The sequence below is a fragment of the Crossiella sp. CA198 genome (assembly GCF_052078295.1).
Taxonomy (GTDB): Bacteria; Actinomycetota; Actinomycetes; order Mycobacteriales; family Pseudonocardiaceae; genus Crossiella.
This window is the reverse complement of the sequence record NZ_JBQJIM010000002.1, coordinates 385,855-407,699: the sequence shown is the minus strand read 5'-3', so window position 1 is coordinate 407,699 and position 21,845 is coordinate 385,855. Positions and strand designations below refer to the sequence as shown.

General features: G+C 71.7%; 15 protein-coding genes. 5 read left to right on the top strand and 10 right to left on the bottom strand.

The annotated features are described in order from the left end of the window. Nucleotides 1-14 precede the first annotated feature (14 nt). From ACTOWY_RS04480 to ACTOWY_RS04465, 4 genes are all read left to right on the top strand, one after another. Nucleotides 15-4,334, top strand: a complete 4,320-nt coding sequence (locus tag ACTOWY_RS04480; protein WP_441308310.1) for a diguanylate cyclase domain-containing protein — start codon at nt 15-17, stop codon at nt 4,332-4,334. A 275-nt stretch (nt 4,335-4,609) separates the two neighbouring features. After that, complete coding sequence (locus ACTOWY_RS04475; RefSeq protein WP_441308395.1) at nt 4,610-9,532, top strand: NAD-glutamate dehydrogenase; 4,923 nt, start codon at nt 4,610-4,612, stop codon at nt 9,530-9,532. Continuing rightward, on the top strand, nt 9,532-9,963 hold the full coding sequence (locus ACTOWY_RS04470) for an acyl-CoA thioesterase (RefSeq protein WP_441308309.1): 432 nt from the start codon (nt 9,532-9,534) through the stop codon (nt 9,961-9,963). The genes ACTOWY_RS04475 and ACTOWY_RS04470 overlap by 1 nt, the downstream gene beginning before the upstream one ends. Then, entirely contained in the window at nt 9,956-10,591 is a 636-nt protein-coding gene (locus tag ACTOWY_RS04465; protein WP_441308308.1) for a hypothetical protein, read from the top strand. Before ACTOWY_RS04470 ends, ACTOWY_RS04465 begins: the two co-directional genes overlap by 8 nt. 4 nt (nt 10,592-10,595) lie before the next feature. Here the strand turns inward: ACTOWY_RS04465 and ACTOWY_RS04460 are convergent, their stop codons facing one another. The 9 genes from ACTOWY_RS04460 to ACTOWY_RS04420 form a co-directional block, all read right to left on the bottom strand. Next, on the bottom strand, nt 10,596-11,525 hold the full coding sequence (locus ACTOWY_RS04460; protein WP_441308307.1) for a DMT family transporter: 930 nt from the start codon (nt 11,523-11,525) through the stop codon (nt 10,596-10,598). A 55-nt stretch (nt 11,526-11,580) separates the two neighbouring features. Then, nucleotides 11,581-13,179, bottom strand: coding sequence for a glycoside hydrolase family 13 protein (locus ACTOWY_RS04455; protein ID WP_441308394.1), 1,599 nt, complete (start codon nt 13,177-13,179; stop codon nt 11,581-11,583). A gap of 99 nt (nt 13,180-13,278) precedes the next feature. Next, on the bottom strand, nt 13,279-13,662 hold the full coding sequence (locus ACTOWY_RS04450; protein WP_441308306.1) for a globin: 384 nt from the start codon (nt 13,660-13,662) through the stop codon (nt 13,279-13,281). A gap of 22 nt (nt 13,663-13,684) precedes the next feature. After that, complete coding sequence (locus ACTOWY_RS04445; RefSeq protein WP_441308305.1) at nt 13,685-14,662, bottom strand: mechanosensitive ion channel family protein; 978 nt, start codon at nt 14,660-14,662, stop codon at nt 13,685-13,687. Between the two features lie 52 nt (nt 14,663-14,714). Next, nucleotides 14,715-15,524 (bottom strand): ESX secretion-associated protein EspG, encoded by an 810-nt coding sequence (locus ACTOWY_RS04440; RefSeq protein WP_441308304.1) that lies wholly within the window; start codon nt 15,522-15,524, stop codon nt 14,715-14,717. Nucleotides 15,525-15,544: 20 nt separating this feature from the next. Next, nucleotides 15,545-16,774: a hypothetical protein gene (locus ACTOWY_RS04435; protein ID WP_441308303.1), complete on the bottom strand. Its 1,230-nt coding sequence runs from the start codon at nt 16,772-16,774 to the stop codon at nt 15,545-15,547. A gap of 23 nt (nt 16,775-16,797) precedes the next feature. Next, complete coding sequence (locus ACTOWY_RS04430) at nt 16,798-17,424, bottom strand: DUF3558 family protein (protein WP_441308302.1); 627 nt, start codon at nt 17,422-17,424, stop codon at nt 16,798-16,800. Beyond that, complete coding sequence (locus ACTOWY_RS04425; RefSeq protein WP_441308301.1) at nt 17,421-17,828, bottom strand: hypothetical protein; 408 nt, start codon at nt 17,826-17,828, stop codon at nt 17,421-17,423. The genes ACTOWY_RS04430 and ACTOWY_RS04425 overlap by 4 nt, the downstream gene beginning before the upstream one ends. A 277-nt stretch (nt 17,829-18,105) precedes the next feature. Beyond that, entirely contained in the window at nt 18,106-20,205 is a 2,100-nt protein-coding gene (locus tag ACTOWY_RS04420) for a prolyl oligopeptidase family serine peptidase (RefSeq protein WP_441308300.1), read from the bottom strand. Between the two features lie 153 nt (nt 20,206-20,358). On the opposite strand from ACTOWY_RS04420, the gene ACTOWY_RS04415 reads away from it, so the two are divergent. Then, the gene (locus tag ACTOWY_RS04415; protein WP_374205791.1) at nt 20,359-21,024 is read left to right on the top strand and encodes an HNH endonuclease; all 666 of its coding nucleotides are present in this window, start codon (nt 20,359-20,361) and stop codon (nt 21,022-21,024) included. Here the strand turns inward: ACTOWY_RS04415 and ACTOWY_RS04410 are convergent, their stop codons facing one another. Beyond that, nucleotides 21,025-21,627 (bottom strand): autotransporter outer membrane beta-barrel domain-containing protein, encoded by a 603-nt coding sequence (locus tag ACTOWY_RS04410; RefSeq protein ID WP_441308299.1) that lies wholly within the window; start codon nt 21,625-21,627, stop codon nt 21,025-21,027. Between the last annotated feature and the right edge of the window lie 218 nt (nt 21,628-21,845).

The following is a 21,845-nucleotide window of genomic DNA, read 5'->3' as shown; positions in this document are numbered from 1 at the left end:
ACTCCGTGGCGGCCTTGGGCGCAGAGCGGGCGAAGAACGGCAAGGCTGGGACACTCGTCGTCTCGGCCTGGCAGCTTCGTTGGCGTGCGCCGGAGCTGAGCAGGCTGCTCAGCGAACGGGCCGCCGAGCTGGCCGTCGCCGACGGTGACGAGCACACCCGCCTCCGGGCCGAGACGCTGACGCTGTTCGCGCTCAACCGTCTCGGCCAGGGGGTGGTCGTCGCCGAACGCGCGGTGGCCTCGCTCCGGGCCGCCGAGGCCCTGGACGAGACCGAACTGGCCTGGCGGCTGCGGGTCGAACTGGCCAACGCGGCCAGGGTGGTCGGCGCGCCACTGACCGGTTTCGCCGTGCTCCGCCCCGTACTGGAGGCGGGCACGGCGCCCCGGAGCCTGCGCGCGGCGGCCATGGTCCAGCTGGTGGACTGCCTGGCCCACCTGGGCAGCGTGCCGGAGCTGGCCGAGGCACTGGCCGAGGCCGACCAGCTCTACGGCGAGGACCCGGACCTGGAGCCGGACGTCGTGCTGGTGCTGCGCGGCCTGCTGCACTCGGTGGCCTCGGCCCACCACCGCCGCTGGGGCGACCTGCCCGCCGCGGTGCACGCGGCCAGGGAAGGCCTGGCCCTGCTGGACCAGCTCGCCGACCCGGCCGCGGACAGCGGGCACGCCCGCGCCCGCCTGATCCTGCAACTGGTCTGCGCCCTGCTGGACTCCAACCGCCCCGGCGAGGCGCGCTCGGCCGCCCACGACCTGCTCGACCAGCCGGTCCGCGCCCCGGTGGCCTCCAGTGCCGGCTGGATCCGGCTGGCCCTGGCCACCCGGCACTACCTGCCCTCCGGCCAACCGGACACCGCGGCCGAACTCCTCGGCGCCACCGCCGACTCAGCCCAGCGGCACGGCCTGGAACCCCTGCTGGCTGAAAGCCTCACCGCGCTCTCGCACGTGCACGAGATGGGCGGCGACTACGCGGACGCGCTGTCCTGCCTGCGCACGGCCTATGCCGCCGAACGCCGCCGGCAGCGCGCCGTGCACCGGGTCCGGGTCGCCCTGATCGAACAGATCCCGGTGCCCCAGCTCCAGGGTGAGACAGCGGCGGGCCTGCGCGAACAGGTCACCGCGATGCTCCGCCGGGGCAGGGTCCGCCGCGACACCCCGCGCGGCGCGGTCCCCATGCTGCGCCGCACCGCCGCCGAGATCGACGACCTGACCGGCCTGCTCAACCAGAGCGGCTTCCGCCGCAGACTGGACGACGTGGTCAACGGCGGCGACCCGGGCCACGCCCTGGCCCTGGTCCTGTTCGACGTCGGCAAACTCGACGACACCGCCCCCCACCACGTCAGCGAGCAGCTGCTGCGCACCGTGGCCGACCGGGTCCGCGACACCGCCCCCCAGCAGGCCGCGGTGGCCAGGGTCGGTGGCGAGGAACTGGCGGTCCTGCTCCCCGGCGCCACCCAGGACCAGGCCCAGCGCTGGGCCGAGCAGCTCCGCACCGAGGTGGCCGGCCTGTCCCCGGCCCTGCCCGTCACGGTCAACACCGGCGTCGCCCAGCACCGGCCGGGCACCCGCGCCGACGTCCTCATCACCGAGGCCGACCGCGCCCTGGCCAGAGCCAAACACGCCACCACCCCACCCCGCTTCCGCGCCACGGACCTCCCGCCCCCCAGCGAATCCCGGGCCGCCCGCCGCGCGAACACCACCAACGCGGACACCCCGCACCCCACCTTCACCACCCACCCCCCAACCCCCAGCTCCGGCTTCGCCCCCCCGAACCCCGGCCACCACGCGACGCCACCCACCGAGTTCGACTCCCCGGCCCCCACTCCCCACCGTGCGACCGCGACCGGCGAGTTCACCGCGCCCCGGCCCTCCGACTTCGAGGCCCCGGCAACCCGCACCCCCGCCGCCCAGCCCGCACCCAGCACCACCGCCAATCACCACTCAGCAGGCACCGGCGAGTTCGAGCCGCTCAGCCCACCCTCCGGCCGCCGCGCGGCCGAGACTGGCGAGTTCGCAACGCCAAGCCGGCCCGCCGCCCGCCGCACCACGGAGACCGGCGAGTTCGCGACGCCGAACCCGAACCCCGGTCGCCGCACCAGCGAGACCGGCGAATTCGAGATGCCGAGCGCGACCCCCTCCCGCCGCTCCGCCGAGACTGGCGAGTTCGAGGCGCCGAGCGCACCCTCCGGTCGCCGCGCGGCCGAGAGCGGCGAGTTCGAGCTGTCCGCCCCCGCCCGTCGCTCGGCCGAAGCCCCCGATTTCGAGCCTTCGAACGCGACCTCCGGCCACCGCCCGGCCGGACCCACCGGGTCCGACACCCCGAGCCCGGTCACCGGCTACCCGGCCCCCGGCCCCCGGGTGAACGCGCCGACCGACTTCACCCCCACGAACCCCGCCGCCACTGCCACCACCGGCGAGTTCCCCGCCCCGCCCCACCCGGCAACCGAGCAGCCCTCCGCCGAAGCCACCGGCCGCCGCGCCGCCCCCGAGCGCGAAGCCCGGTTCGCCGCCCTGCCGCCGTCCGAGCCGGTGCCGCTCGGGCAGTCCGAGCAGCCGTTGTTCTTCGAGGCGCCGACCGCGCCGCAGCCGATCATCACCGACCAGACGCCCCGGCCGCCGGAACTGGACGCGGCCTCGTTAACCGGGCTGCGGCCGGTCGTCGCGGAACCGGTCGTGCCGCCCGCGGACTTCGCGTCCGTGCGGGCGGCCACCGCTGACTACCAGGCCCAGCCCGCGGTCCCCGTCGAAGAGCCGGTGTCCGCACCCGAGCCGGAACCGGCGCCCGAACCGGTGGCCGTCGAGCCCGAGCCCGAGCCGGTGGCCGTGGAGCCGCCGGTCAGCGAGGAACCGGCGCCCGCTCCGGAGCCGCGGGTCCGGCGCAGGTCCTCGCTGGCGGAAGCGTTGGACTTCGACTGGTCGCAGGCGTTGCGGGACACCGAATCCGGCGGCGGTTACGAACCCGCGCTGCCCCCGCCGCCCCGGCCGGCCGAAGCCCCGGAAGCCCGGCCCGTCGCGCACCACACCCCAGACCACGAGCCGGTCACGCACCACACACCGGAACCCGGACCGGTGGCCCACCACGCCGCGGAACCCGGGCCTGCCGCACATCACGTCCCAGAGCACGGGCCCGCCGCACACCATGCTCCAGAGCGCGAGCCGGTCACGCACCACGCACTGGAGCACGAGCCCGTCGCGCACCAGGACCTGGAGCACCGGCCCGCCACACACCACGAGCCGGACCACCAGCCCGCCGCGCACCACGAGTTCGCGCAGCCGGAGGCCCGGCACCCGGATCTCGCGCCGCGCGAGTCCGCCCGGCCGGAGCCCGCTCAGCCCGAGGCCACCCAGCCGCATCCGGACCTCGCCCCCCGGGACCTCGAACCCACCCCGCAGCCCCCGGCCTGGACCGACCTCCAGCACACCGACACCCAGCACACCGAGACCCACCCAAACGACACCCACCACACCGACCAGCTCGAACGTCGCTCCCGCGGTGACGCCAAGCTCGCCGAACTGCTCGCCGAGGCTCTCGCCGCCTACGAGACCGGCCGCCGCGAGGACCCCGAGACCGACTACGCCGACCCGAGCCCCGCACCGGCGGACACCGAGCCCCCGGCAGCCGAGCACAGCCACGGCTTCACCGTCGACGGCGTACCGGCCCCCGGCTACCAGCCGGCCACGCCGGAGCCCGCGCATCCGGCGGAACCGGGCTACTCCGCGGACCCCACCGGCTACCCCGCATACACCGAAAACTCCGCCCATCCCGTGGAATCCGGCTACGGCCACGACCCGGCGCCCCCGGTGGAACCCCGCTACGGCCAGAACCCGGCCGAGTCCGCCTACGACCGGGACGCCCCGCACCCCGCCGAGCCCGACCACGGCACCCCGCCCGGTCCGGCCGACTTCTCCTACGACCCGCCCGCGCCCGCCCATCCCATCGTCCCCGCCGACCCGGTCTACCCACCGGTGGTCGTCGTCGAGCCGATGAACCCGGCCGACCTGCTCCGCAACGAGGTGACCTTCCACCGCGCCGAACCCCGGTCCGCCGAGGTCAGCGGCTTCCACTCGCCCATCCAGCCCTCGGCGGCGGCGGCGGACGACGGTCCCTTCACCGGCCGGTGTGGTCCCCAGATCACCGGGGAACCCGATCCGTTCGCGGCGCCTGATCCGGATCCGTTCGGGTATGCCAGGGCTATGGACGCGACCGCGAACGCGGCGTTGCTGCCCGAGCCGCCGCGGTATCCGGAGGTCGAGGACCCGACCGAACCGCAGCCCCGGGTGGTCGACGTGCCGCGGGAGCAGGCGTGGACGCCGCCGAATCGGGATCCGTCCTTCGGGTGAGGCGGACGGCACCAAAGTGACGCGATCTCAGTCACACCTCACCACCAGGTGGACGCTTGATCGTTTCGGTTACCGATTCCCTTGCTGGCCAGCGCCCTTTCCGAGACTCCCTGCCCCCACGGGAAGCGAACTGGAGTCGTAGGGTGAACCTGGTCCCGGCACACCGAGGTGCCGGGGAGCTGTGGAGCAAGCCGCACCTGAAACCGACCGGAGCACCGTTGGGCGCCGCACCGTCACGTACCGAGACCACCACCCCCGCTGACCCCACCCCCGAAGTGCAGGCCAGCCCCGAACAGGTCCGCGACGAGCTGCTGGCACGCGCAGCCGCGACCGCGCCGGAGATCGGCGACCTCATCCGGCTCTACTACCGCCACGCGCCCGCGGAGGAGGTCACCGACGACCAGCCTGCCGTGCTCGCCGGGACCGTTCGCTCGCACTACGAACTCGCCGCAGCCCGGGTGCCGGGCAGGCCCGCGATCCGGGTGCTCAACCCCAGCGCCGGGGCCGATGGCTGGAGCTGCCCGGCGACCGTGGTGCAGATCGTCACCGACGACATGCCCTACCTGGTCGACTCGGTGGCCGCCGAGCTGTCCCGTGGTGGCGTGCAGGCCCAGCGGGTGGTGCACCCCATCGTCGTGGTGCGCAGGGACGTCGCCGGTGGGCTGCACGAGGTGCTCACCGACGCCGATCCGGCCAACCCGCCCGCCGAGGCGCTGGCCGAGTCCTGGATGTACCTGGAAGTCGACCTCATCACCGACCCGGACCGGGCCCGTGAGCTGGAGCAGCGGCTGCTCTCGGTGCTCAACGACGTCCGCGAGGTCGTCGAGGACACCGACAAGATGAGCGGCACCGCCATCCAGCTCGCCGAGGAGCTGAGCAGCACCCCGCCGCCGCTGCCGGGCTCCGAGGTCGCCGACGGCGCCGCGTTGCTGCGCTGGCTGGCCGACGGCCACTTCACCTTCCTCGGCTACCGGCACTACGAGCTGGTCCGGGACACCCCCGACGGCGACCCGGCACTGCGCGCGGTGCTCGCCTCCGGCCTCGGCGTGCTGCGCCAGGACAGCCTGGCCGCGCGCAGCCTGACCGCGGGTCCCGACTCCGCGGCGCAGGCGCTGGCGCCCGAGCTGCTGGTGCTCACCCAGGCCTCCGCGCCCTCCACCGTGCACCGCTCGGTCTACCCGTACTACGTGGGTGTGAAGACCTTCGGCGCGGACGGCCAGGTCACCGGCGAGCACCGCTTCCTCGGTGTGCTGACCACCATCGCGCTGCACGACAACGTGCTGGAGATCCCGGTCATCGAGAACCGGGTGCGCGAGGTCATCCGGCGCGCCGGGTTCCCGCTGGAGTCCTACTCCGGGCAGCGGATGCTGGAGGAGATCCAGAACTACCCGCGCACCGAGCTGTTCTCCATCGACACCGACGCGCTCTACGACACCGTCACCAAGGTGCTGGCGCTGGCCGAACGCCGCAAGCTGCGGCTGTTCCTGCGCCGGGACCCGTACCGCCGCTTCTACTCCTGCCTGGTCTACCTGCCGCGCGACCGCTACACCACGACCTCGCGGCTGGCCATGCAGGAGGTGCTGCTGGCCGAGCTGTCCGGCACCTCGCTGGAGTACAGCGCGCGGATCGGCGAGTCCCAGCTGGCCAGGGTGCACTTCATGGTGCACACCGACCCGGCGGTGGACTCGGTGCCGGACACCACCCGGATCCAGCAGCAGCTCACCGACGCGGTGCGCAGCTGGGACGACCTGATGGTGGACGCGGTGCTGGCCGAACGGCAGGCCCAGTTCGAGGCCACCGGAGCGGTGGTGCAGGCGGGCTCGGAGTCGGTCAACGAGCTGGGGCAGCGATACTCGCTGGCCTTCCCGGAGGCCTACAAGGAGGACTTCTCCGCCGAGGAGGGCCTGGCCGACCTGCGCAGGCTGCAGGGCCTGCAGGACCAGGAGGGGCAGTCCGCGCTCTCCTTCTACGTGCCCGAGCACGCCGAGCCGGGCGAGCGCCGGTTCAAGCTGTACCTGTGCGGCCGCCGGGTCACCCTCTCCCAGGTGCTGCCGATGCTGCAGCGGATGGGTGTGGAGGTCGTCGACGAGCGGCCGTATGAGATCCGCCGCGAGGACGGCGCCCAGTGCTGGATCTTCGACTTCGGCCTGCGGCTGGAGCCCGCGGTGCTGGAGCGGATCGCCACCGAGGACCTGGACACCGTGCGCACCCGCTTCCAGGAGGCCTTCGCCGCCGCCTGGCGCGGGCAGGCCGAGGTGGACGGCTTCAACCAGCTGGTGCTGCGCGCCGGGCTGACCTGGCGGCAGGCCGCGCTGCTGCGCGCCTACGCCAAGTACCTGCGCCAGGCCCGCACCCCCTACAGCCAGGACTACATCGAGGACGCCGTCCTGGCGCACACCGAGGTGGCCACCGCGCTGGTCCGGCTGTTCGAGGCCCGGTTCGACCCGGCCGTCTCGGCGGAGACCAGGAAGGTGCGGACGGACAACCTGCGCACCGAACTGGCCGCCCGGATCGACGAGGTCACCAGCCTGGACGCGGACCGCATCCTGCGCAGCTTCCTCACCCTGATCAACGCCACCCTGCGCACCAACTACTTCTGGCGGGACGCCGAGGGCCAGCCGCGCTCCTACGTGGCCTTCAAGCTGGAGCCCAGGTCCATCCCGGACCTGCCCGAGCCGCGGCCGCGGTTCGAGATCTTCGTGTACTCGCCCCGGATCGAGGGCGTGCACCTGCGCTTCGGCCCGGTGGCCCGCGGTGGCCTGCGCTGGTCCGACCGGCGAGAGGACTTCCGCACCGAGGTGCTGGGCCTGGTCAAGGCGCAGGCGGTGAAGAACGCGGTGATCGTGCCAGTCGGCGCCAAGGGCGGCTTCGTGGTCAAGCAGCCGCCCAAGTCCACCGGGGACGCCGGACTGGACCGCGAGGCGTTCTGGGCCGAGGGCATCGCCTGCTACCGGATGTTCATCTCCGGCCTGCTCGACCTGACTGACAACCTGCAGGCGGGCCCGGACGGCAGCACCGTGATCCCGGCCGACCAGGTGGTGCGGCACGACGGCGACGACACCTACCTGGTGGTCGCCGCGGACAAGGGCACCGCGACCTTCTCCGACATCGCCAACGGCGTGGCCAAGGACTACGGCTTCTGGCTGGGTGACGCCTTCGCCTCCGGCGGTTCGGTCGGCTATGACCACAAGGCCATGGGCATCACCGCCCGCGGCGCCTGGGAGAGCGTGAAACGGTACTTCCGCGAGCTGGGGCTGGACACCCAGACCGAGGAGTTCACCGTGGTCGGCGTCGGCGACATGTCCGGCGACGTCTTCGGCAACGGCATGCTGCTCTCCGAGCACATCCGGCTGGTGGCCGCCTTCGACCACCGGCACATCTTCCTGGACCCGGCGCCGGACGCGGCCAGTGGTTTCGCCGAGCGCGGCAGGCTGTTCGCGCTGCCCCGCTCCTCCTGGGACGACTACGACCGGGCCAAGATCAGCGAGGGCGGCGGGGTCTTCCCGCGCAGCGCCAAGTCGATCCCGATCTCCCCGCAGGTGGCCGCGGCGCTGGGGCTGCCGGAGGGCATCGCGAAGCTGTCCCCGGCCGAGCTGATGAAGGCCATCCTGCTCGCGCAGGTGGACCTGCTGTGGAACGGCGGCATCGGCACCTACGTCAAGGCCTCCACCGAATCGCACGCCGAGGTCGGCGACAAGGCCAACGACGCGCTGCGGGTGGACGGCAAGGCGTTGCGGGTCAAGGTGGTCGGCGAGGGCGGCAACCTGGGCCTGACCCAGCTCGGCCGGATCGAGTTCGCCAGGGCCGGCGGCAAGGTCAACACCGACGCGCTGGACAACTCCGCGGGCGTGGACTGCTCCGACCACGAGGTCAACATCAAGATCCTGCTGGACCGGCTGGTCGCCGACGGCAGGCTGGACGGCGTGCAGCGAGACGAGCTGCTGGCCGAGATGACCGACGAGGTCGCCGAGCTGGTGCTGGCGGACAACTACCGGCAGAACGCCGTGCTCGGCATCAGCCGCGCGCACGCCGCGCCGATGCTGTCCGTGCACGCCCGGCTGGTCGCCGCCCTGGAGAAGCGCACCGGTCTGGACCGTACCCTGGAGGCGCTGCCCAGCCGCGAGCAGTTCAAGGCCCTGGAGTCCAGCGGCCAGGGGCTGACCTCGCCGGAACTGGCCACGCTGCTGGCGCACGTCAAGCTCGCGCTCAAGGACGAGGTGCTGGCCAGCGACCTGCCCGAGTCCGGCGCGTTCGCCAGGCGGCTGCCCGAGTACTTCCCGTCCGCGCTGCGGGAGCGCTTCGGCGAGGCTATCCCCCGGCACCCGCTGCACCGGGAGATCACCACCACGCTGCTGGTCAACGAGGTCGTGGACGGCGGCGGCGTGTCCTTCGCCTTCCGGCTGACCGAGGAACTCAACGCCAGCGCCACCGACGCGGTGCGTGCCTTCGCCATCGTGACCAAGGTCTTCGACCTGCCCTCGCTGTGGCGGGCCATCGACGAGCTGGACAACGTGGTGCCCACCGCGGTGGCCGACGCGATGATCCTGGAGGCCAGGCGGCTGCTGGACCGGGCCTGCCGCTGGCTGCTGTCCAACCGGCCGCAGCCACTGGCGGTGGGCGCGGAGATCGCCCGCTTCCAGGACCTGCTCGGCGAGGTCGGCCCGGACACCGTCGAGCTGCTGCGCGGGCGGGAACGCGAACAGGTGGTCGAGCACGCGGAGAAGCTGGTCGCCGACGGCGTGCCGGTGGAGCTGGCCAGGCGGATCGCCTCGCTGCTGCACACCTACTGCCTGCTCGATGTCACCGAGGTGGCCGAGCTGGCCGAGCGGGACAACGTGGTCGGCGAGCACAGCCAGCGGGAGGCCGCCGAGCTGTACTTCGCGATGTCGGAGCACCTGGACGTGGACCGGATGCTCACCTCGGTGAGCGCGCTGGAACGCGGCAACCGCTGGCACGCGCTGGCCCGGCTGGCCCTGCGGGACGACCTCTACGCCTCGCTGCGGGAGATCACCCTGGATGTGCTGCGCACCAGCGACGTGGACGACAGCGTCGCGGTGAAGATCGAGAAGTGGGAGCAGGCCAACGTCTCCAGGCTGACCCGCGCCCGCGCCGCGCTGCAGGAGATCAAGGAGGTCGGCAAGCTGGATCTGCCGACGCTGTCGGTGGTGGCTCGCCGGGTGCGCAGTATCGTCCGCTGATGCCCGTCTACATCACGCAGGTGCGGCCGCGCTGGGCTGACATGGACGTGTTCCACCATGTCAACCACGCTGCCGTGGTCACCCTGCTGGAGGAGGCCCGAGCCGGGCTGCTGTTCGTGCAGGCAGCGCGGCTCGGGTTCGCCGAGCTGTCCAACGGCTTGGTGCTCTCCCGGCTGGAGGTCGACTACAAGGGCCAGCTGCGCTACACCGGCGGCGAGGTCTACGCCGAGGTGAGCATCGAGAACCTGCGGCACGCCAGCTTCGTGGTGCGGCACACTCTGCACACGGGCGCGAGCGCAGGGGACCCGGTCGCGGTGACGGCGCGGACCACGCTGGTCCCCTTCGACGTGTCCGCACAACGACCACGACGATTGAGTGGAGCCGAGCGGGAGTTCCTCGCCGGTTACCAGGCGGGGGAGAGTGTTGGCTGAGTTGCACGTGCCCGATCCGGTGGAGCGGGACGATCTCGGCGCGTTCGTGGCCAGGGCGGTACGACTGGACCAGCAGGTTGCGGTGCGGCTGAAGGAACGCGAGGGCGGGCTGCTGGACGCCTGGGCAGGCACCCCGTTCGACGTGCTGGCCACCCGGTCCATCCAGGGCTCGATCCAGCCCTCGGATGTCACGGTGACCGGCAGCGAGCTGCTCACCGCGCTGGCCGTGGTCGGCGGTGAACGGGTCGATCCCGGGCCGCCGAGGGACATGCTGTGGCGGTCCGCGCTGCCGCCCGCCATCGGCTGGCTGCACGTGGACCTGCTGCCGGTCGCGGTGATCAGCGAGCTGGCCGACCGGGGAGTGGAGCTGGCCAAGGAGAACACCGGCCCGACCGGCACCCCGCCCGCCTCGCTGCTGGACCAGACCGTGTTGACGGTCTCCGGCAGCGGGCTGGACGTGAAGGTGCCGCTGCGCGCGCTGTTCGCCTTGTCCGGCATGGGTTTCCTCACCGGCGGCCCGGCCGACGACGTGGTGAAGGTGACCGCGACGGACGCCTGGATGCGCATCGACGCCCGCTTCGGCGCGGTGGTCCGGCGCAGGCACGCCCTGCTGCCGCTGCTGGTCTGAGTGCTCAGGCGGCGGGGGCCACCGGCTCCCGCCGCTTTTCCTTACCCGGCAACGCGAGCAGGCCCAGCCCGGCCAGCACCAGCAGCGCGCCCAGCACCCCGCCGCCGGTGAACGGCTCGCCCAGCACCAGCACACCCAGCAGTGCGGCCACCACCGGCTCGGCCAGGTTGAGCGTGGCCACGTTCGCCGCGGGCAGCACCCGCAGTCCGACGCCGAAGAGCAGGTAGGCCAGCACCGTCGGCACCAGCACCAGGTAGCCGATCACCCCCAGCCCGGACAGCCAGGCCGGATCGCCGCCGTCCAGCCCGCCGGGCCAGCGCCACAGCAGCACCGGCAGCAGCGCGAGTCCACCGGCGGCGAAAAGCAGTCCCATCGTCCCGTCCGAGCGCTGCCCGGCGGAGATCATCTTGGCCGCGCACACGGTGTAGATCGCGTAGCCCAGTCCGGCCGCCAGCGCGAGCACCGCGCCCAGCACCGCGTCCGAACCGCTGCCGCCGGCGCCGGCGCCGGGACTGGAGAGCACCAGCGTGCCCACCCCGGCCACCGCGAGCCCGGTCGCGGCCAGCCAGGTGCCGCCGGGTCGTTGTCCGGTGACCAGCCACTGCACCAGCCCGGTCCACACGGGGCAGGAGCCGAGCGCGGTGATGGTGCCGACCGCGACCCCGGCCAGGGACACCCCGGAGAAGAATCCGACCTGGTAGACCGCCACCCCCACCGCGCCGATGAGCACCAGTGGCCAGGACGCCCTCGGCACGTTCCGGAACGCGCCGCGCAGGGCGGCCAGCCCGAGCAGGACCGCCCCGGCCAGCACCACCCTGGCCGAGCCGACGGTCAGCGGGTCCAGGCCGGTGGGTCCGAGGGCCTGGGCGGTGCCGGTGGTGCCGAACAGCACCGCGGCGGCCAGTACCAGCAGGGCGGCGCGTCCAGTGTTCATCGCCGCCGATCCTGCGGCACCCGGCCGACCCACGTCGACCGGGTTTCCCGGCAACTCAGACCAGCCAGGCCGCGGTGTCCGGCGGCAGGTGCTCGCCTTCGAGCGGACCGCTGCTCAGCAGCACTTCGCCGGGCGGCAGCGGGACCAGCGCGCCGGAGGTGTTGAGCGCGCAGATCAGCCCGCCGGGCTTGCGGCGGAAGGCGAAACAGCCAGCCGGCGCGCCGTACCACTCGACCTCGTCACCGCGCAGCGCTTCGTGGCTCTTGCGCAGTTCCAGGGCCTGCCGGTACAGCGAGAGCATCGAGCCGGGGTCCTCCAGCTGGGCCTCCACCGTCAGCGCGGCCCACTCCGGCGGCATCGGCAGCCAGGTGTTGTCGCCGGGGGAGAAGCCGAACGGCGGGTGCTCGCCCTCCCAGGGCATCGGTACCCGGCAGCCGTCCCGGCCCCGTTCGGTGTGCCCGGAGCGTTCCCAGGACGGGTCCTGCAGCGCCCAGTCCGGCAGCTCCACGTTGGGCAGGCCCAGTTCCTCGCCGTTGTAGAGGTAGACCACGCCGGGCAGCGCCAGTTCGACCAGGGTCATCGCCCGCGCCCGCTTGACGCCCAGTTCGCCGCCGCCGTAGCGGGTGACGTGCCGGACGACGTCGTGGTTGGACAGCGTCCAGGTGGGCAGCGCGCCCACCTCGCGCACCGCGGCCAGCGAGTGGTCGATGGCGCCGCGGATGGCGTCGGCGTCGAAGTCGGTCTCCACCAGCCGGAAGTTGAAGCCCAGGTGCAGCTCGTCCGGGCGGACGTAGCGGGACATCCGCTCGTCGTCCTGCACCCAGATCTCGCCGACGGCCATCCGGCCCGGGTACTCGTCCATCACCTTGCGGATCATGCGGTGGATGTCGTGCACGCCGTCGTTGTCGAAACGCGGATCGCGGTTGTTGTCGAAGAGCAGGTGCGGGCCGGGCATGTCCTCGGGGTTCATGTCCGGCAGCCCGGCGGGCTTGGCCATGCCGTGCGCGACGTCGATGCGGAACCCGTCCACGCCGCGATCCAGCCAGAACCGCAGGGTCTGCTCCAGATCGGCCCAGACCTCGGGGTGCTGCCAGTTCAGATCGGGCTGTTCCGGGGCGAACAGGTGCAGGTACCACTGGCCGTCCTCGACCCTGGTCCAGGCCGGTCCGCCGAAGATGCTCGGCCAGTTGTTCGGCGGCTCAGAGCCGTCCGGGCCGCGGCCCTCGCGGAAGAGGTAGCGCTCCCGCTCCGGGCTGCCAGGACCGGCCACCAGCGCGGCCTGGAACCAGTCGTGCTGGTCGCTGCTGTGGTTGGGCACCAGGTCGACGGTGACCTTGATGTTCTGCGCGTGCGCGTCGGCGATGAGCCGGTCGAAGGCGGCGAGGTCGCCGAAGAGCGGGTCCACATCGCGCGCGTCGGCCACGTCGTAGCCGTGGTCGGCCATGGGGGAGCGGTAGAACGGGGTCAGCCAGAGCGCGTCGACGCCGAGTAGTTCGAGGTAGCCGAGCCGGGACCGGATGCCCTCCAGATCACCCACTCCGTCGCCGTCGGAGTCCGCGAAGGACCGGACGTAGACCTGGTAGAAGACGGAGTCCCGCCACCAGGGCGGCGCGGCGGCAGGATCAACACTGCCCCCGGCGATGTCGGGGTCCACCTCGGGCGATCGTCGCACGATGGTTCATCCTGCCATCCGGGTCCGACATTCAAGGCCCGGTTGGGTGATCCGTGAGTTTCCCGACTTTCGCGGTCTGGATCACACCCAGGAGTTGACCAAGCTGTTAGCGGCCATCTCCATGTACGCCCACAGCTGGTCACGGCGTTCCTGGTCCAGCCCGGCCTCGTCAACCGCGACCCGCATGCAGCGCAGCCAGGCGTCCCGTTCGATCGGCCCGATGGTGAACGGCACGTGCCGCATCCGCAGCCGAGGGTGCCCGCGCTGCTCGGAGTAGGTGTGCGGGCCGCCCCAGTACTGCATCAGGAACAGCCGCAGCCGCTCCTCGGCCGGGCCGAGGTCCTGCTCCGGGTACATCGGGCGCAGCACCTCGTCCTTGGCGACCTCGGCGTAGAAGCGACCCACGATGCGGTGGAAGGTGTCCTCGCCGCCGACGAGGTCGTAGAAGGTCTCCGGAGTGCCCATGGCAGCCATTCTCCCCGTTGCCTCAGCTCTTGGGTTTCTCCGGGGCAGGCGGCGCCTCGGGTCCGTTGGGTCGCCCGTTCGGGTAAGGCGGTTCGATGCCCGCCTCGTCGTAGGCGGCCATGATCTTGGCCCGCAGTGCCCGCTGCACCGCCCACTGGCGGCCGGGGCGGACCTTGACCGTCATCCGCAGGGTCACCGTGTCCGCGGTGACCTTCTCCACGCCGAGCACCTCCGGCGGCTCCAGCACGTCCTCCAGCAGCGGCGTCTTGGTCGCCGCGTCGGTGACCACCTCGGCCATCAGTTCGGTGGCCCTGGCCGCGTCCACGTTGTGCGCCACCGGGAAGTCGACCACCGCGACCGCGAAGCCCTGGCTGGAGTTGCCCACCCGCAGCACCTCGCCGTTGCGCACGTACCAGACCGTGCCGTTGACATCCCGCAGCGTGGTGACCCGCAGCCCCACCGTCTCGATGGTGCCGGTGGCGGGCCCGAGGTCGACCACGTCACCCACGCCGTACTGGTCCTCCAGCATCATGAAGATGCCGGACAGGAAGTCCTTGATCAGGTTCTGCGCGCCGAAACCGATGGCCACGCCCAGCACGCCGGCCGAGGCGATGATCGGCGTGATGTCGATGGTCAGCGTTTCCAGGATCATCAGGAACGCGATGCCGAAGACCAGGATCGAGGTGATCGACTTCAGTATCGAGCCGATGGTCCTGGCCCGCTGCGCCCGCCGTTCGGACAGCAACGGCCCGGCCGCCGCCTTGATCGCCTCCGGCGCCCGCTCCTTGAGCGGCCGCAGCAGCACCGGCACCCGCCCGGCGCTGGAGTTCGTCGTCAGCTTGTCGATCATCCGCCGGAGCAGGTAGCGCAGCAGGAACGCGCCCACCATGACCAAAATGATCTTGATGGGCTTGGTGATGATCCACTGGTTGTTCGCCAGCCACTCGGCCGAGCTGAACAGCCACTCCTGTGGTTCACGCGCGGACAACTGGGCGGTCATGTCACTAACTTGGGTGACAACGTTCGGCACGGTGCCATGTTACGGAGCGGTCTCAGCGAGCGGTGACCGAGGCGGCCATCTCGGTGAGTTTCTGGGCCAGTGTGCGCCGGTCCGCCGGGGCCACGATGACCCACTGACTACCGTCCGGACCTCGCATCTTCTGCCCGAGGTAGCGCCCGTCGACGTTGTCGATGAATGTGAGCGGACTCTCGGCGCGCTTGCGCGAGCCGAGCCGGTCCCTGGCGGCCACGAACAGCTGACCGCCACCGGTGCGCGGCTTGTCCATGAGTTCCTTGAGCCGCTGCGGGCTGGCCCCGCCGCTGTTGCGCGAGGACATCATGAACCCGCCCTCGTCCTCCGCGGGCCGCGAATGCCGCCCACCGCCCCGGCCGCCGCCGTCCCCGCCACCGAAGGTCTCGGCCGGGAAGTTGAACGACTGCCCGCGCGCGGCCGGCTTGTCCGGCAGCGCCGAGACCAGCGCGTCGACCAGCCCGGTCGGCCGCACCGGGGTCAGCACCAGCTTCTCCTCCAGGATCTCGGCCAGCACCGACTCGTCCCCGGAGGCGGCGGCGAGCGCGGCCCGCTGCTCGCCGCCACCGGGCACGCTGTACCAGCCGTAGAACTCCCGCTGCGGCCGTTCGAGCATGTGGAAGGTGTCCACCAGGTCGGGGTGGGCCCGCCCGCCACGGGCCAGGCCCAGCCCCTCCAGCTCCTGCCAGGCTCGCCGTTGCACGTCAAGCCGGTCCTGGTAGGTCTCCCCGTAGGAGGGGATGCCCAGGGTCGGGTGCTTGTCCTGCAGGTTCTCGCTCTCCCACACCACGTCGTAGGCGGGCAGTGAGATGGTGACTCTGGCTCTCAGCACGGCTTCTTCCTAGTTCAGCGTCAGCGGTACCCGGGCGGCGTCTCACCGATGACCGGCGGCGCGACCAGCGTGTTGTCGCCCCAGATGTCATCGGACTCGACCAGGTAGCTGGGCCGCTTGTGTTCCTTGTCCTCATCGCCCTTGGCCCCGGCGCCGCCCATACCGCCACCGGCGCCCATGCCACCCCGGCCACCAGCCCCGCCGGCGGCGCCACCGCGCCCACCACCGGGCCCGTGCCCGTCAGCACCGACTCCACCGGACCCACCAGGCCCGAATCCGCCCCCACTGGGACCGAACCCGCCGCCCCGCGGCCCAAACCCGCCGGCACCGCCACCGCCACCACCACGGCCACTACCACCACCGGGCATCCCCGGCATCCGCGGCGGCGTACCGCCACCCCCAGGCCCACGACCAGGCCCGGTGTTGGGCCCCTGCTGCCCCGGCGGCCAGCCACCGATGGGCGGCGGCATCGGCGGGTTCGGCGGCCCAGGAGGCGGAGTCGGCCCAGGAGGAGGGGTGAACGGCGGCAGCTTCGGCGGCTCCACCGGCGGCTTGTTCCAGCTCGGGTCGAGCTGGTCGTTGCCACCGGGCGGCCGCCCGTCCGAGCCGGGCGGCGGCAGATTCGGCATGTTCGGCGTGCCGCTGCCGTTGCGATCCCCACCGCCGATGCGCCCGACGTTGCTGTTCGGGTCCCGCTTGCCGGGATCAACCTCGTTCGGGTTGCCCGTGCTCGTCTCCGGGGTCACCGGCGGCGGCGGGATGAACTGCGGCATGTTCGTGGTGTTGGTCTCGCTCTGCGCCTTGTACTCCAGCAGAGCCTGCTGGTTCGCGTTGGTCTTCTCGCCCTGAACCCGCTTGGCCTCGTCGTAGTCGGTCTCCCAGAACGCCGCGCCGTTGAGCCAGGGCTCCGAACCCGGGTCCGGCGGCAGCTCGACCTTGTCCTTGACGGTCCGGAAGTCCCCACTCTGCGAGGCGACCTTGTAGGCGGTTTCGGTGCAGACGGTCTTGGCGGCGCCTGCCCAGGCAGCCAGCGGCGAGGCAACAAGCTGCGCCTGGTCGGCGGCCTGACCTTCCCAGGCCACCTTGCCGTCGGCCAGTGCCTTCTCGACCATGTCCCGGACGGTGAGGTAGCGGTCGCCGAGCTTCTGCCAGGCCTCGTAGTTCGGGTCCGTGGTGGCCTCGGCGCCCTTGGCGTCCTTGTGGAAGAACTCGTAGATCGTCTTCCCGTCGAAGGCGTTGGGACGGGGCATGCACGAGGGATCAGGAGCCATGACTAGCTACCCCCCTTGATAGTCGAGATCACCATTTCCGCGACCTTGTCCGCCAGGCCACACGCGTTCTTGTACTCGGCGGCCGCCTTGTCACTGATCTGCACCCCGACGCTGATTGTCACCGCGTCGCTCACAGCCGTGTATCCGAAGCAGTCGCCCTGTCCGAAGGGGACACCGCTGTTGGCGTGCACCGAGGGGTACCCGGCAACGGTGGCCGCCTCGAAGGCCGCGTAGGTGCTCTTCTTCTCGTAGAGAGCGTTGAGGCCCGCGTCGGCCTTGGTGCTCAGCGCGACGCTGAACAGGCCGTTCAAGCTGGTGTTCGGGTTCTGTGCGGTGGTCCAGGAGCATTCCTTGCCGAGCACGCTGTCGCCCTCTTTGCCCGGTTTGCTGACCCGGACGGTGCCGTACTGCGCCGAGGTGAGCAGTTCGCAGGGCTTGGGCGCGTACTGCGCCGCCTTGTCCAGCTTGGGCTGGGTGATCGGCGGCGCGAGACCGGCCGAGCTGGTGCTGGTCGCGGCGCCACTGCTCGGCGGCTGCGCGCTGGTGCTCGGTGTGTTCGATCCACCAGAGCATCCTGCGACCAGGGCCAGGGCGGCAACAACGAGCGTGCTGAGGGCGACGCGGTTCACTGGGTCTTGCCTCCGAGTTGGCGGTTCATGTCCTCGGCGTCCGCGTAGCCCTTCATGATCGCGTTGAGGTTGGCGACCATGGCTTCCAGAGCCTCGCGGTACTTCTTGTTGGCAGTGGCGTGGCAGCCGTCGCCGGTGACTGCGCGGTCGTTGATCTTCTCGGCCGCGACTGCGCTGTACGGATCCCGGCCAGGTCCAGCAGTCAGCTTCAGACGCTCGGCCTCTTGGTTGATCTTCTTGAGTTCTTCGATCGCCAGCTCAAGGCCGCTAATGGCCTTCTGCGCGTGTGCCTTGTCGACCTTGAACTTGCCGCCAGTCTTCGCGGCCGAGTAGTCGGTCGCGTAGTGCTGGTTCAGCCTCGCCTGCTCTGGCGAGATATCCGCATCCGGATCCCGTGGCGGCATGTCACACCCTCCCAGTTACTGCGCTCGATGCCGTCTCGCATCGTATCGTTTGACGCCGACATCGCAGGGCGGGTTCCCACAGGTTCCCGACCCTCGTTTGTGGACTGTGTCCCCGGTTGAACACAGTCCGTCAACGGTGGTGACGCAGCGAGATGGCGATCATGACGCGGGAGTGGAGTGGGTCACGCTCCGGAGCGGATCGTCGAGATCACCATCTCTGCAACCCGGTCGGCCAGGCGTCCCGCCCAGCGGCTGGTAGCCCTCCTGCGCGGCGGCCTCACCGATCGCCGTCGAAGGTCAGGCCCGTGGCGTTGGCCAGGAAGGACAGGGTGTCGGCGGTGAGGGTGATGGTGCGGGAGATGGAGCGGGTGCTGTGGCCCACGTCGGTTTCGCGGCGGAACAGGATCGGGTGGGTGGCCGGGTCGGCCGCGGTGGCCGATTGCAGGGCGGCGCACATCTTGCGGGCGTGGCAGGGATCGACGCGGGAGTCGGACTCGAACACGGTGAACAGGACCGCCGGGTAGGTCACGCCGGGGTTGACGTGGTGGTACGGGGAGTAGGCGAGCAGCCAGGCCAGTTCGTCCGGCTCGGCCGCGGTGCCGTACTCGTCCTTCCAGATCCGGCCGATCAGGAATTCCTCGTAGCGGACCATGTCCAGCAGGGGGGCGGAGCAGACCACGGCGCGGTACAGCTCGGGGCGCTGGGTGATGGCCGCGCCCATCAGCAGGCCGCCGTTGGAGCCGCCCTGGATGGCCAGTTGCGGGCTGGTGGTCCAGCCCTGGTCGATGAGGTGTTCGGCGGCGGCGTGGAAGTCGTCGAAGGTGTTCTGCTTGTTCGCCCGCATGCCGCCCTGGTGCCAGGACTCGCCTTCCTCGCCGCCGCCGCGCAGGGAGGCCAGCGCGTACACGCCGCCCGCCTCCACCCAGGCCAGTGCGGAGGCGCTGTAGGACGGGGAGTAGCTGATCGAGAAGCCGCCGTAGCCGCCGAGCAGGGTGGGGCGGGGCCGGTCCGGTTCGGCGCTGGGGGAGAGCACGAACATGTGCACGGTGGTGCCGTCGGCGGAGGTGTAGGCGAGCTGCCGGGTGTGCACCGCGGGCACCTCGACCGCGCCGGGCGCCGCCGCCAGCAGCTCGGTGACGCCGGTGGAGCGGATGTGCCGGTGCACGCTGGGCGGGGTGACGAAGTCGGTCCAGCCGATCCACAGCGTGTCCGCGTCCGTCGTGGTGAGACTGTCTACAGTGGACAGTCCGTTGACAGATCCGATGCCGGGCAACGGGATCTGGGTCAGGTGGCTGCCGTCGGCTGGGTCGTGCAGGTGGATCTCGGAGACCGCGTGCCGACTGCGCAGCACCGCGAGCGTGCCGTCCAGCCAGCGGACGGTCTCCAGCACCGAACCCGGGTCCTCGGCGACCAGTTCCCGCCAGTGCTGCCGCCCCGGCTCGGCCGGATCGGCCACGCACAGCCGCCAGCGCGGGGCGTCCACCGTGGTCAGCAGATACAGCCTGCCGTCGCGTTCGACCCAGGCGGTGCAGTAGGCGCTGTCCACCTCGTCCACGATCTGGCGCAGCTTGCCGTCACCGGCCAGGTCGGCGATCCACACCGACTCCTTGGGCGCGGTGCCAGGGGTGGCGTCGACCACCAGCCAGCGGCCGTCGGCGGAGAGCCGCACGCCGTAGTAGTTGGTCTTGTCCAGGCCCTCGCCGTGCACCAGCTCGTCGGCGGCCGGGTCCGCGCCCAGCCGGTGCCGCCACACCCGCCGGTGGAACAGCTCCTCGCCCTCGGGCACCTCGCCGGGGGCCAGGCGGCGGACGTAGAACAGTTCCTGGCCGCCGGGCAGCCAGGCGATCGGGGAGTTGCGGGCGCGGTCGATCGGACCGTCCAGCAGCGCGCCGGTGGCCACGTCGACCACGTGCAGCTGGGATTCCTCGTCGCCGCCGCTGGAGAGCAGGTAGGCGAGTTTGTCACCCTCCAGGCTGGGCACCCAGTAGTCCAGGGTGGTCAGGCCGGAGGGGTCCAGCGTGGCCACGTCGATCAGCGCGCGCTCGCCGTCGGCGTCGCGGACGTGCAGCACCGAGTGCTCCTGGCCGGGCAGGCGGCGGGTGAAGAAGGCGCGGCCGTTGCGCCAGAACGGAGCGGATACCGAACCTGACTGCAGCAGGGTGCCGATCCGGCCGGCCACCGCCTCCCGGCCGGGGAGTTCGGAGAGCACCGGGGCGACGAGTGCGTCCTGGGCGGCCGACCACTCCCGGGTGCGCGGGTCGGCGGCGTCTTCCAGCCAGCGGTAGGGGTCCGGCACCCGATGTCCGTGCAGCTCGTCGACCAGGTCGAGGCGCTCGGCGGGCGGGTAGAAACGGGGGGTGGACGAGTGCTGGCTCACGATCGGAACCCTACCGATGCGCGGTTGTCACTCCACTGGTTAGCCGCTCGTTCACCGTAGATTCGGGCGAGCCTGCCCGACACGTTACAGATCACAGGTGCGCGAACAGCGCATTATGTGGTCGACTACGTGTGATCCGGTGGAGGTGGTCGCGTGCCCGACCGACAACCGACTCCCATCGGCATAGCCGGTGGGCAGACGCCGCGGGTCCGTTCGTCCTCGAACGGTATCCCGCCGGCCTTGGCCGCGTGCGTTCCTGTACCTGCGCAGGAACGGGCGGCCCCTAGCGAGACGACCCCTGGATGGGGCCGACGCCGTGTGTTGTTGCTGAATGCCACCTTCGAGCCGCTGACGGCTCTCCCGGTGCGCCGAGCGATCGTACTTCTTGTCTGCGGCAAAGCGGAAATCGTGCACGGAGACGCCGCTGGCCTGCAGGTTCACTCCGCCAGCGAGGTCGTGGCAGTCCCGTCGGTGATCCGGTTGAGCACGTTTGTCCGGGTTCCCTACCGTGGCCGGATCCCGCTGACCCGCGCCGCGCTGATGCACCGCGACCGGTTCCGCTGCGCGTACTGCGCCGGGCGGGCCGAGACCATCGACCACGTGGTGCCGCGCAGCAAGGGCGGCCAGCACACGTGGGAGAACACGGTCGCCTGCTGCGCCCGCTGCAACCACCGCAAGGCCGACAAGCTGCTCAGTGAGCTGGGCTGGCGGCTGCGGGTGGTGCCGCGCACCCCGCGTGGGCAGCACTGGCGGTTGCTGGCCGGTGTGCCCGACGCGGACCCGCAGTGGCTGCCCTACCTCGGGGAGCCCGCGGCCTGATCAGGCCGCCAGGGCTGCCTGGGCGCTGATCCGCACCCCATCGCGAGCGCTGATGCGGACTCCGGCGTGTCCGGAGATCCGCACTCCGTGCTGTCCACTGATCCGGACGCCGTCGCGCGCCGAGATCCGCACGCCCCGGTCGGCGCCGCTGATCCGCACCCCGCGCTCGGCGGCGCTGATCCGCACGCCGGCTTCGCCGCTGATGCGGACGCCGTCCCTGGCCGAGATGCGCACGCCGTCCCGCGCGGAGATCCGGACTCCGGCCTCGCCGCTGATCCGGACTCCGGCCTCGCCGCTGATGCGGACCCCGGCCTGGTCGCTGATGCGCACGCCTGACTTGCCGCTGATGCGGACCCCGGCTTCGCCGCTGATCCGCACGCCCGCCTGACCGCTGATCCGCACCCCGGCCTCGCCGCTGATCCGGACGCCGTCGCGGGCGGAGATCCGCACCCCGCGCCCGGCCGCACTGATCCGGACCCCGGCCGCCTCGCCGCTGATCCGCACGCCGTCCCGCGCCGAGATCCGCACGCCGCGATCGGCCCCGCTGATCCGCACCCCGCGATCGGCGCCGCTGATGCGCACACCGTCACGCACCGTGTCCATCGAGCTGATCCGGACACCCTGGCGCGAGCTGATCCGCACCCCTGCGTGACCGGAGGCGCAAACGTCATCAACGGCGCTGATGCGTACCCCGGTGGCTCCGCTGATCCGGACGCCATCAAAGTTGCTGATGCGCACGCCTGCATTGCGGATGAGTGACCGCTTCCCCGAAAGGGTGTGGTCGTTGCTCTGTTCGAGAGTCTTGATATCCGACATGTTGG

Bases quoted from the DNA above. Each gene is read 5' to 3' on its own strand.
- ACTOWY_RS04470 (WP_441308309.1), top strand. From the start codon at position 9,532: ATGCCCGTCTACATCACGCAGGTGCGGCCGCGCTGGGCTGACATGGAC.
- ACTOWY_RS04460 (WP_441308307.1), bottom strand. From the start codon at position 11,525: ATGAACACTGGACGCGCCGCCCTGCTGGTACTGGCCGCCGCGGTGCTG.
- ACTOWY_RS04450 (WP_441308306.1), bottom strand. From the start codon at position 13,662: ATGGGCACTCCGGAGACCTTCTACGACCTCGTCGGCGGCGAGGACACC.
- ACTOWY_RS04445 (WP_441308305.1), bottom strand. From the start codon at position 14,662: ATGACCGCCCAGTTGTCCGCGCGTGAACCACAGGAGTGGCTGTTCAGC.
- ACTOWY_RS04435 (WP_441308303.1), bottom strand. From the start codon at position 16,774: ATGCCCCGTCCCAACGCCTTCGACGGGAAGACGATCTACGAGTTCTTC.
- ACTOWY_RS04425 (WP_441308301.1), bottom strand. From the start codon at position 17,828: ATGCCGCCACGGGATCCGGATGCGGATATCTCGCCAGAGCAGGCGAGG.
- ACTOWY_RS04410 (WP_441308299.1), bottom strand. From the start codon at position 21,627: ATGGACACGGTGCGTGACGGTGTGCGCATCAGCGGCGCCGATCGCGGG.